Below are 12,781 nucleotides of genomic sequence, written 5' to 3' on the forward strand. Positions count from 1 at the left end.
CACCCTTATAACAAAAATATTAAAATCAGTTCTAATTAGTTTTACCTAATAAGGGGTAAATATGCTATAATTAGCAAGAAAAAAAATTTAATATATAACAGCAAGGGTGAAAGATATGAAAAACATAGGCACTATGAAAAGCAGTACATTATATATTATCTATTTTGGAATAGTAACTAAGATATTGTTATTCATTAAAGATATTCTTACTGCATCAAAAATTGGAGTAAACTATAAAATGGATTCATATTTATTGGCTTTAAGTACTATTATGTTAATTACAAAGATAGTAGGGGATGGATTAATTGTAGCTATTATACCTGTACTACAAGAAATACAAGAAAAACACGGAGAGAAAAGAAGAATAGAATATACTAATAATTTAGTAAATGTTACAGTAATACTTTCGTTTATCCTTATTATCATGGGATATTTATTAGCGCCAAAGATAATCATGATATTTGGTCCAGGATTTAAAGGAGTAGAACTAGAAAAAACCATTTTTTTATATAGAGTGGGTTTACCTATTATAATGGTGTCATGGATAAGGTCAATAGGAGGAGGATTTTTACAGGCAGATCATGCTTTTAGGGCAGGTGCAAAGGGAGGAGTTTCCAATGTATTAGTGTATATTATTTATTTAATATTCTTTGCAGAGAAATTTAATTTAACAGGACTTATGATAGCTGGAATTATAGCAGTTATCTCTCAGATATATATTCTCCTAAGGACAATGGAAAAGCATGGTTATAAATATGCATGGAAACTGGATCTAAAGGATAAATATTTATTAAAGGTGGTTAAATTTTTATTGCCTATATTAATAGGGGTAGGAGTTAACGAGTTGAATAATTCAATAGATAATGCAATAGCTTCTACACTTCCAATTGGTAGTATTGCAGAATTAAGCTATGCCAATGAGATAGTCAATTTATTTTTAGGTTTATTTATAACAGCAATAGTTACAGTTATATTCCCAGTTTTATCCGAGAGCCATAGTAAAAAAGACATAGAAAATCTGAAGGCAGGAATAAACCATGGAATAGTTGTTTTATTAAAGATAGCAATCCCAGTATCTATTATATTAATGACAATGGCAGAGCCAATAGTCAAGATAGTTTTTGAAAGAGGGGCTTTTAATGCGGAGGCATCATTTTTTACGGCTGCTGCATTAGGATATTATGCTATGGGGCTTACAAGTATGGCACTTATACCTTTAATTACTAGAGCATATTATTCAATACACGATATGAAGACTCCAGTTGTTATTAGTATTTTGGCTCTTGTGGTGAATATAATTATAGATTTAACTTTAGCTCCAATTATGGGAGCAAGTGGTATAGCATTAGGAACTAGTGCTTCTGTTATATTATCCTCGATAATAGGAATATATGATTTAAATCGAAGGCTACAATTTACAGAAAGAAAAGATATTAGAGGAATATTAGTAAAGTTTTCAGTTGCAGCAGTTATTATGACAACTGGTATACTCCTTACCTATGGAGCCTTTGCAACATCTCTAGATAATGTTTTTTTACACAATGTAATTACCGTAGGACTTTCCATTGCAGTTGGATTAGGTTTATATATATTGGTATGTAAAGTTTTGGAACCCATGACCTTATATTATTAAAATTTAGGATATGTTCTATAAAATATCTCTTAATGGTACTTTTATAATATCTATGTTAGAATAAGCTTTAGAAAACATCTAATTGATAGATTTTAATTTCCTTTTTATATACTAGATAAATTCATTTGGGAGGATACAGAAGGATGAGAATTGCTATAATGGGAGCTTCGGATTCAGTAGAGAAAATATATAAAGTTCTATCTCAAGAGGAAAAGAATATAGAATTTATTAAATATGCCGAAGATGAAATAAAAAAACTTATAGAAATAGCAAGAAATATTGATACTGGAATAGATGGTATATTTTTGACTGGAATAGGTGTTTATTCGGAGCTTTCTTCACAAATAAGATTTGAACAGCCAGTCGTATATACAGAAAGAGGTATAATAGGTATTATTAAAGCTATGTGCGAATTTCGTATGGATTGGAAAGATATTAAAAATGCAAGAATTGCTTTAGATATAATTGAGGAAAAAGATTTACTTGATGTATTTAATGAGTTTAATATAGAAGTCAAAAGTTATGATATTCAAAAATATTTACCTTCTAAGAATGAAGAGGACTATATAAAATATTATCTAGAAAAGTATGAGGAGAAACAAATTGATTGTATCTTTACATCTTTTGGATATATATATAATTATTTAAAAAATCATGATATTCCTGTTTATAGAATACAAGCAACGAATATTGATATTAAAAATCGATTTACTGAATTAAAGAATAGTATCAGATTAAAAAATATGAATGAACGTGTAACTCAAATACAGGTTATTCAAGTAGTTGAGAAGAATGGTGAACTTTATAATAGTATAGAGGGACAGTTTCAATTAGAAGAAGAAATTCTAATGTATTCTAAAGAGATTGAAGGAATGATGCAGACTATTAATACAAATGAATATCTTATTATATCGAATAAAGGTGCCTTATTGAGCCGAGAGAATATAAATTCTTTATCTAAGATAGTAAATAATTGTAAGTTAAATAATATTATACTTGGCATAGGAATAGGTGAAGGTGTAACTCTTTATCAATCTGAAATAAATGCAAGAAATGCCTTAAGGAAGAGTATTTCTGAAAAACAAGGTAATATTTATTTTTATGATGGAGAAAACGTAGTAGGTCCAATTCTTAGAGAAAGTCAAATTAAATACAAAAATTTAGCAGATAAAAAAACTCTACAATTATCTAAAGAAATTGGAATTAGTTACCAATATATTGAAAAAATTAATGGTGTAATAAATAAGTTAGGTAGAGATGAATTTACAAGTCAAGAACTCTCTGAAATCCTTTCTATAAGTGAACGTAGTGCGAATCGTATTCTAAAAAATATCATAGATAAGGGATACGGTGAGGAATCAAACTTGGAGAATTCATTAGGTGCTGGTAGACCCCGTCGTAAGATTAAAATCAAGCTAAAGCCATAGGATATATTTAAAACTCTAATTATTTTATTGATTAGAGTTTTTATAATGTAAGAAATATAAAGGATTATTGACAATTATAAAAAAATGTAATACAATTTAGACAATTAAGGACCTATTTAGGACACGAATGATAAATAATTATCACTTGGTTTTTCATTAGTAGCTTATATTTTATAGAATACTCCTATGAAAAAACATTTTCATTTTCCAAACTAAAGAGTTGTTAAATATTATAAAAGGAAGTGATAAGAAACATAATATATTAAATGAAGATTTAATTGATTAACCAATTTTGCTAACAATGAATACAGAAATTTTATAAAATTGATACTGAATTATAGTAGTTTGGAATATTTAAATGTGTCAAAGAGTATTTCTAAAAATTAAGATATGATTTAAATTAAGTAATTCTACAATTAATGAAAAGGTGGAGGTAAAAGATGGGACAAACAAATCATTTATTTTATGCAAATCACCCTATTATGTGGATTGTATCAATAATTGGTATATCCATTATATTAATCCAATCTGTATTAATAACTAGAAAATCAATTAAAGCTGGTTTAGATATGGGAATGGATCATTCTAGGATAAAAAAAGGTATTAAAACAAGTGCTATTGGCAGTGTAGGTCCAGCACTAGGAGTTGTGGGAAGTCTATTAGCCTTATTAGTTACTATGGGATCCCCTGTATCTGCATTTAGATTAAGTATAATTGGTGGATCTAACTTTGAGGCAATGGCAGCTAATTTTGGGGCTCAAGCCTTAGGATCAGAACTTTCTACTAATATGACTCCTGTTGTATTTACAAATGCTTTATGGACAATGGCATTAGGATCAATTGGATGGATAATATTTGTATATTTATTTGCACATAGAATGGATAAGGTAAATAACCTGTTAACTAGCGGAAGAAAGGCATTATTGCCAGCAGTGAGTGTAGGTGCTATGCTTGGATCTTTTGCCTATTTTAATGTGGGTAATTATTTAAAAGTTAAGACAAATCCAGATATAACGGTTTCAGCAATTTCAGGTCTAATTATTATGATTATTTGTTTGAAGTTAGGAGAAAAGAAATTCACTTGGTTAAAAGAATGGGCTCTAACAATTGCAATGTTTGGAGGAGCAATTATTGGAACTTTAACATTTTAGAGTATAGGAGGACTATATAGATGAACATTTATGATGAATATATTAAAGATATTACAAAGATTGGTAGATTTACTATGCTTCTTGGGCTTGTTGTAAGTTTCCTTCCTCCAGCAGTTATGACTTGGGGATTTGGATTTAATCCTGGACTTGGAGCAATTATAGCTGGAGCAATTTCTCAGATATCGGTTTCGGGAGCTTTTTATTTTAGTGAACCTATTAGTTATTTTCCCATTGTAGGTAGAGCTGGATTATATATGGGATTTCTATCAGGGAATTTGGTAAACATGAGAATACCAGCAGCAGTATCAGCTTTAGAAGGATCAGGTTATAAATCTGGTACTGATGAAGGAGCAATTATGGGAACTATAGGAATCGGAGTTTCTATATGGGTTGGAATTGTATTTTTATTATTAGCTGTATTTGCTGGGCAAACTGTTTTATCTGCATTGCCTGAATCCTTTATGAAAATGTTATCGCTAATTATTCCTGCATTATTTGGTGGAGTTTTTGCTCAATTTGCAATAAAGTCACCAAAAACTGGTGCGTTTGCTCTTGCAATTGCTTTCATAATGACAAAAATTGTAGCTTTTATTCCAGGTCAGCCATCATTTATAGTTACTTTAGTAGCAGTATTTTCAACAATTGCGTTTGCTAAAAATCAATTAAGTAAGCAAATAGATAATAAATAAATCTAAGTAAGTTACTAATAAATAAATATTAGGAGGTCATAGTCTTGAATAAAGAAAGATTATTAAACAACCTAGTTGAGATGTTAAAGATTCATTCACCTTCAAAAAAAGAAGGAAAGTATGCAAGCTATCTTGTTGAACTGCTAGAGGGAATGGGGGCATCAATATACTTGGATGAAGGATATTTACAATATGGTGGAGACTCACCTTCAATCATAGCTAAGTTTTCTGGTGACATAGAAGGTGATGGAATTACACTTGCTGCCCATATGGATGTAATAGAACCTAATTTAGATGTAGAGCCAATAATAGAAGATAATATTATTAGAACTAATGGAACTACTACATTAGGTGGAGATGATAAAGGCGGAATAGCGAGCATTATAGAAGTTTTAAGGACTATTAAAGAAGAGAAGATATCACACAAAGACATTTATGTTGTTTTAACACCTTGTGAAGAAGTAGGTATGCTTGGTGCAAAACATTTTAATTGGGAAAAAGTTCCTAAAGACATGATGCCTTCAAAAAATATGGTAGTTGTAGATAATGCTGGAGCTGCTGGAATTATTGCACATTCTGCTCCAAGTAAGTATGATATTGAAATTAATTTTCAAGGTAGAAAGGCCCATGCCGGAATAGAGCCTGAAAAGGGTATAAATGCTATTAGCCTTGCGTCTTATGCTTTATCTCGTATGGATATAGGCAGAATAGATGATTTGACTACATCAAATATTTCCACAATAAGCTCTGAATTCCCTTCAAATGTAGTTCCGGATATGTGTAGAGTTACTGGGGAGGTAAGAAGTCATTCAGAAGAAAGAATTCTAGAAATTATTGAATCCTATAAAAAGATATGTGAAGATGCAGTCGAAAAATTAGGCGGAATATATAAATTTGACTATAAATGTGATTATCCGGTATTGAAACCAAAGGATGATTTGAGTTTTGCCAAAGAATTCTCTAAAATATATGAAGAAATTAATGTCCCTGCTGAACTTAAGGTGATTGGAGGAGGATCAGATAGCAATATATTTGCTAAACAAGGATTTAATTCAATTATTATTGGAGTTGGAATGTATAAGGTGCATACTGTTGATGAGTATTTAGAGATTGATGAGCTATTTAAAACAACAGAGGCGATTATTAGATATATAAAAAAGGATGAACAGTAAAATGGGCATTGAAAAAGAAAAAATGAAATCTAAAGTAATTTCTGCGATTGAGGAAAATCGAAACTTGATTTTCGATATAGGTAGAAAGATTTATCAAAATCCAGAACTTGGCTATAAGGAATTTGAAACTACAAAACTTGTTAAAGAATTTTTCAAGAATGAATTAAATCTTAATGTAGTTGATAATATTGCCTATACCGGTTGCAAAGCTCAAATAAATGAAGATAAATCTGGCCCAAAGATTGCAGTTTTAGGTGAACTAGATGGTATAGTTTGTAATGGTCATCAAGATGCTTTAGATTCAGGAGCTTCACACACTTGCGGACATAACATACAGATTGCAGGAATGTTGGCTGTGGCAATTGGACTTATAAAGTCAGATGTATATAAGGAATTAGATGGCAAAATTGATTTTATTGCAACACCTGCAGAAGAATTTGTAGAACTGGATTACAGAAATAAACTTAAGGAAAAAGGAATTATCAAATATTTTGGGGGAAAACAAGAATTAATAAGAAATGGCACCTTTGATGATGTTGATATTTCCATTATGTTTCATATTCTAGATACAGGAGATAAAAAGGTATTGGTTGGTCCAGTAAGTAACGGATTTATTGGAAAGGATGTTAGGTTTATTGGTAGAGAGGCTCATGCAGGTAATGCTCAGCACAAAGGAGTAAATGCACTGAATGCAGCATTATTAGCCATGAATAATATTAATGCTCAAAAAGAGACATTCCTAGATAGTGATAAAGTAAGGATTCATCCAATCATAACAAAGGGTGGAGACATTGTAAATGTAGTACCAGCAGATGTGCGAATGGAATCATATACAAGAGCGAGAACCGTACAAGCAATGATAGATGCCAATGAAAAGGTTAATAGGTCATTGATTGCTGGAGCCATGGCTGTAGGTGCAAATATTGAAATCAAGGAATTACCAGGATATTTGCCAATGCTAAAACATCAAAATATGGAAGTGATATTATTTAAGAATCTGTTAAGTCTTGGAATTCCCCAAGATGATATAATACAAGGAGGAGATTTTACAGGCTCCTTTGATTTAGGTGATGTATCCCATATTATGCCGACTTTACATCCTATGTTCGGTGGCATAAGGGGAGAACTTCATTCAAAAGAATATTGTATAGTTGATGAGGAGTACCTCTATCTGGAGCCAGCTAAGGCATTAGCTTTAACCATAATAGATTTGCTCTTTGATAATGCAAAAGAAGCTAAGAATATCCTTAAAGATTTTGTTCCCGCTATGACAAAAGAAGAATACCTTAGTTTTATGGATTCAAATGATAAGATCATAAAAAAGGAGTTTTTAGATAAATAGATTTACATTTTAAAAGGAGTTTTCCTTATTATTACACTCATTTCCTTCTCATTTGGAACCTATCGTTTTTATTTGAATATAATATATTGAGTTATAATTCAAATAAGGGAGGTTAAACCATGGAGATTAATCAAATAACATGCCCTATAGGATCAACACCATATATTATAAAAGCAGGAGATACATTCTTCCAAATAGCTAGAACCTTTGGAATATCTCTTAATGCTTTAATAGCAGCTAACCCTGGGGTGGATCCAAATAGATTGTTTATTGGTCAAGTAATTTGTGTACCAACAGCTGCTCCACCGCCACCTATATCTAGCTGTCCTACTTTAAGTATTGGCAGTAGAGGAGCTTCTGTAGCACAACTTCAAGAACTTCTAAGGAACGCAGGATTTAATCCAGGAGCTATAGATGGTATTTTCGGCACTGGAACACAGGCAGCCGTTATAGCATTCCAAAGAAGTAGAAATCTTGTACCTGATGGAATAGTGGGTAGAATGACATGGACTGCACTTGGTGTAAATTGTGCTCCGACTACAACCTGTCCTCCAGGAACATTTGCCTATACAGTTAGAGCTGGAGATACTTTCTTTACTCTTGCACAAAGATTTAACACTACAGTAGATGCTATTCAACGTGCTAATCCAACTGTGAATCCAAATAGCCTACAAATAGGTCAGGTAATTTGCATACCTTAATCTAAAATCTAAAAATTAATTAGATGATATAAGCTAGGGATATTCTCAAAACTGATGTTGAGAATATCCCTTTGTCTGTTTTATTCACCTTTTTGTAACCATCTAAATAATTGACATATTTTTTTATATAAGATAAACTAATAGGATAGAATATAATTGAAAGAGTTATTTTGAGGAGGTTTTGTTAAAGTGTCCACTAAGTATATATTCGTTACAGGTGGAGTAGTTTCATCCTTAGGTAAAGGTATTACAGCTGCTAGTTTAGGGCAGCTTTTAAAGAGCAGAGGACTTAAGGTTACTATTCAAAAATTTGATCCATATATAAATGTTGATCCAGGGACTATGAGCCTTATCAACATGGCGAAGTGTTTGTTACCGACGATGGTGCAGAAACAGATTTAGATTTAGGTCATTATGAGAGATTTATTGATGTAAATTTGAGTAAATATAGTTCGGTAACTTCTGGTAAGATCTATTGGTCTGTACTTAACAAAGAGAGAAAGGGGGAATACAACGGTAGAACTGTTCAGGTAATTCCTCATATTACAAATGAAATCAAAGAAAGAATTATAAGAGCATCTAAGGAAAGAGATGTAGATATTGTAATTACTGAGATAGGTGGAACTGTAGGAGATATAGAATCCTTACCTTTTTTGGAAGCTATTAGACAAATAAAATATGATGTAGGCAAAGAAAATGTAATGTATATCCATGTAACTCTAGTACCGTTTTTATCTAAGGCAGGAGAGTTAAAGACTAAGCCTACACAACATAGCGTGAAGGAGCTTAGAGGCCTTGGTATTCAGCCTGATGTACTTATTTGTAGGACAGAGGTTCCTCTAGCTAGGGATTTGAGAGAGAAAATTGCTTTATTCTGTGACTTAGCTCCATCAGAAGTCATCGAAAATAGCGATGCTTCTACTATATATGAGATTCCTCTAATGTTAGAGAGAGAAGGTCTTCCGCAATTAGTCATAGATCATCTTAATTTAAAATGCGGAGAACTAGATTTATCTGAGTGGAATGAAATCGTTGATAGAGTAAATAATCCACAAGGTAAGGTGAAAATTGCTTTAGTAGGTAAATATGTTGAATTAAAAGATGCTTATATTTCTGTATCCGAGTCCTTAAATCATGGTGCCATAGCAAATAATGTGGAAGTTGAGATTAAGTGGATACATGCTGAGGAAATAAACAATGATAATTGTAATGAGTTATTGTCTGATGTAGATGGAATTTTAGTTCCAGGTGGATTTGGTGATAGGGGAGTAGAAGGTAAGATATCAGCTATTAAATATGCAAGAGAAAATAAGATTCCTTATTTAGGCATATGTTTAGGTATGCAGTTAGCTGTTATAGAATTTGCTAGAAATGTAGCAAGTCTCAAAGGAGCTCACAGCTCTGAACTTAATTCAAGCACCGATTATCCAGTAATAGATTTGATGCCAGAGCAAAAGGATATAGATACTCTTGGCGGAACCATGAGATTAGGTTTATATCCATGTAAGATTAAAGAGGACACTAAGGCTTTTGAAATATATAATGATGAAATTATATATGAAAGACATAGGCATAGATATGAGTTTAATAATGAATATAGGGATAAGCTAGAGGAAGAAGGACTTGTTATAGCTGGAGTATCTCCTGATGAAAGATTAGTTGAGATGATTGAATTAAAAGATCATCCTTGGTTTGTAGCAGTTCAATATCATCCAGAATTTAAGTCTAGACCAACGAAAGCTCATCCATTGTTTAGAGAATTTATTAAAGCAGCGATAAAATAATGCACAATTCAAAATGAAAACAAATGCACAATTCACAATGCACTAGGTGAACAAACCCTAAAGGACTACCGAATTATACCCTGCGGGGCAAATATCAGTAGCTAAGCGATGTACACAAAATTGAAAATCACAATTTTGGTACCCTGCTTAAATGCACAATTAAAAAAGCGACCACAGGTCGGACAAAAGACCCAATAGCTAGACTTAAACAATTGTGAACTGTGAATTGTAAATTGTGAATTGATTAAAGGGGGGCTATATGTGAAAATTAGAAAAGGCTGGAAAAAGGGAGTTACTACAATTTTAGCTTCAGCAATATTAGTATCATCTATCCCAAGCTATGGTGCAGCACCTAGATTTAAAGACGTATCTGCTAGTCATTGGGCTTATACTTATATTGAAGAAATGGCAAGCTTAGGATATATAGCTGGAACAGGTGATGGAAAATTTTTGCCTGATGCACCTAAAGGTATATTAAACTTTGATGCAGCTATGTCGCTGATGGCAAGATTAACTAATCCTACAACAACAGAGAAAACTAATGCTTCCTATGCTTATAATGCGTTATTGAATGAACTTAAGATAGAAGATTGGGCTAAGGAAGGACTAGCTATTGCTTTATATAAAAATATAATTACAGAATCACAACTGAGAACTATCTCCAAGAATGGACAAATCAAAAAGCCAATTAGTAAAATAAATACATGTGAATATTTAGTTAAAGCTATGGGTTTAGAAGATACTGCTAAAAACAAACAAATAGTATCATTGACTTATAAAGATGTAATGAGTATGTCTGCTATTCAAACTAAATATGTATCTGTTTTAATAGATGCTGGAGTATTAGATCCTAAGGGACAGGGAGATGGTACATTTGGTCCTAATACTCAACTGACAAGAGCTGTAATGGCTAAGATGATGTCCACAGCTTATGATTATATGAAAGGCAATCCTACAACTCCAACAACTCCTACAACTCCCGAAACGCCGAAGAATGAGACTGAGACATTAAGAACTGTAATGATAAAGATTTCAGATGTAGGAGTATATAAATTCCTAATGGTAGAAGATACTAATGGTGGAGAAGTTGCTTATCAAGTAATGAATAACACATCTATAACTGTAGATGGAAAGGCAACTACTTATCTTGGATTGGCCGAGGGGCAAGAAGTAGAGTTGAGTATTAAGAAGGGGACTAAAGAACTTATATCAGTTAAAGCAACATCCCTTGAAGAAGAAATATCAGGTAAGATAAAATATTTAAACTCTACTGCATCTAAAATGACTGTGGAATATACAGAGGATAAGAAGACTATATCTAAAGACTTTACTGTAGACAAAGATGCAGATATATATTTAGATGGTAAGTCGGTATATTTGAAGAATTTAAAAGAAGGAGATTTAGTAGATTTAAAGATTAAAAATGCAGTAATATATGATATTGAAGCTGAGAGTAAGGAAAAGAAGGTAGAAGGTATCATAAAGGAAATAACTCCTGTTAAAGATAGTAGAGATAAAGAATATAATATTACTATAGTTGATTCTAAAGATAACACATATAAGTTTTTAATCGATAGTAAAACTTATATAACTAGGAACAGTAGAGTGGTAAAGCCAGAGGATTTAAAGTTAAAGGATGAAGCTTATATCATAGCTGAATACGATGTGGTTAAGGATATAGAGGCAAAAGTAGTTAAGAAGAACATTAAGGGTCAAATTCGAGGACTAAATATTGCATTTAATCAAAATACGGAAGTAACTATTTTAAATCAAGAAACTAAGAAGGAAGAAAGATACATTTTAGGCAAAGATGTGTATATTAGAGTTGACAGAGTAATTACAAATTCTCGTGACTTGAGTGTAGGCCATTATGTAGAAGTAGTGACAGAAGGCGATGAAATTGTTGAAATAGAGGCAGATTCTAAGGGCCTAGAAGCAAGTATGTTAGGTAAGATACAATATATTAATTCTAGAACTAGGGAGATAACTCTATTAATTGAAAATTTTGATTTAGATAGCTCAAAATATGGTGATGAAATAGCAGTCTATGTTAAATCAGATGTAGTAGTTGCTGATAGAAACCTAAAGTCAATATCTTTTTCAGATTTACGAAGAGGAGATAGGATAAATGTAATTGGTAGCTATGATGGTTTTTCATTTATAGCAAATACTATACAATTGAGATAATATTAAACTAATTAAAATAGTCCAGCAGGTTGTAGATTCAAACCACTGGACTATTCTTTATAGTGGATAGGAGTTCCAAGGAATCACCTCCTAATGCTTCTCTTGGAGGCTTTTTCTTATTATATTTAAAAGAAAATGGAAATTTTTCATAATTTGTTATATAATGATATATGTCTGGCATATCTTAAGATATGCTAAATATGCAAAAAAGGGGGTAGAGAAGATGAAGAAGTCAATATTGGCAGTTGCTCTAGTTTTAGCTATGATGCTTACTCTAGTTGGCTGTGGTGAAAAGGCTCCAGTATATAATGATAGTACATATGAAGGTACTGGACAGGGAAATAATGGAGATATCACAGTTTCAGTAGAAGTAAAGGATGGAAAGATTGCAAATGTAGAGGTATTATCTCATGAAGAGACAGAAGGAATCTGTGAGCCTGCAATAGAACAAGTACCTGCAAGTATAGTAGAGAAAAATTCAACGGAGGTTGATACAGTATCAGGAGCTACTAATACTAGTAACGGTATTATAGAAGCTGTAAAGGCTGCACTTGAAGGTGCAAAATAATAAATAGAATAAAAATGCTGCTTTTATATATGAAAGCAGCATTTTACAAAGGGAGACTAATTAGTCTCTTTTTTAGTCTATTCTGTTCTTATAGCTTCCAATGCGGATAAATTCATAGCACGTCTAG

General features: G+C 32.0%; 9 protein-coding genes and 1 pseudogene. All 10 read left to right on the forward strand.

All coding sequences use genetic code 11. The features are described 5' to 3' along the window. Nucleotides 1-115 precede the first annotated feature (115 nt). The 10 genes and pseudogenes from murJ to CIW83_RS04025 all read left to right on the forward strand — a co-directional run bounded on the left by murJ (nucleotide 116) and on the right by CIW83_RS04025 (nucleotide 12,654). A complete protein-coding gene (gene murJ, locus CIW83_RS03980) occupies nucleotides 116-1,633 on the forward strand; it encodes a murein biosynthesis integral membrane protein MurJ (protein ID WP_094899580.1) in 1,518 nt (505 codons plus the stop codon). Nucleotides 1,634-1,776: 143 nt separating this feature from the next. Next, entirely contained in the window at nucleotides 1,777-3,060 is a 1,284-nt protein-coding gene (locus tag CIW83_RS03985; protein ID WP_094899581.1) for a hypothetical protein, read from the forward strand. A gap of 440 nt (nucleotides 3,061-3,500) precedes the next feature. After that, nucleotides 3,501-4,211 (forward strand): DUF5058 family protein, encoded by a 711-nt coding sequence (locus CIW83_RS03990; protein WP_094899582.1) that lies wholly within the window; start codon nucleotides 3,501-3,503, stop codon nucleotides 4,209-4,211. A gap of 20 nt (nucleotides 4,212-4,231) precedes the next feature. Next, entirely contained in the window at nucleotides 4,232-4,900 is a 669-nt protein-coding gene (locus CIW83_RS03995) for a hypothetical protein (RefSeq protein ID WP_094899583.1), read from the forward strand. A gap of 44 nt (nucleotides 4,901-4,944) precedes the next feature. After that, nucleotides 4,945-6,072 carry a M20/M25/M40 family metallo-hydrolase gene (locus tag CIW83_RS04000; protein WP_094899584.1) on the forward strand — a complete coding sequence of 376 codons (1,128 nt, stop codon included), beginning with the start codon at nucleotides 4,945-4,947 and terminating at the stop codon, nucleotides 6,070-6,072. A gap of 1 nt (nucleotide 6,073) precedes the next feature. Continuing rightward, nucleotides 6,074-7,414 carry an amidohydrolase gene (locus CIW83_RS04005; RefSeq protein WP_201259667.1) on the forward strand — a complete coding sequence of 447 codons (1,341 nt, stop codon included), beginning with the start codon at nucleotides 6,074-6,076 and terminating at the stop codon, nucleotides 7,412-7,414. A gap of 119 nt (nucleotides 7,415-7,533) precedes the next feature. After that, entirely contained in the window at nucleotides 7,534-8,115 is a 582-nt protein-coding gene (locus CIW83_RS04010; RefSeq protein ID WP_094899585.1) for a LysM peptidoglycan-binding domain-containing protein, read from the forward strand. Nucleotides 8,116-8,304: 189 nt separating this feature from the next. Continuing rightward, nucleotides 8,305-9,899 (forward strand): annotated as a pseudogene (locus CIW83_RS04015) (CTP synthase). A gap of 261 nt (nucleotides 9,900-10,160) precedes the next feature. Beyond that, nucleotides 10,161-12,086 (forward strand): S-layer homology domain-containing protein, encoded by a 1,926-nt coding sequence (locus CIW83_RS04020; protein WP_143598513.1) that lies wholly within the window; start codon nucleotides 10,161-10,163, stop codon nucleotides 12,084-12,086. 223 nt (nucleotides 12,087-12,309) lie between these two features. Next, nucleotides 12,310-12,654 carry an FMN-binding protein gene (locus CIW83_RS04025; protein ID WP_094899587.1) on the forward strand — a complete coding sequence of 115 codons (345 nt, stop codon included), beginning with the start codon at nucleotides 12,310-12,312 and terminating at the stop codon, nucleotides 12,652-12,654. Nucleotides 12,655-12,781: the final 127 nt, after the last annotated feature.

The organism is Tissierella sp. P1, assembly GCF_002266425.1.
In the GTDB taxonomy this organism is placed as follows: Bacteria; Bacillota; Clostridia; order Tissierellales; family Tissierellaceae; genus Tissierella; species Tissierella carlieri.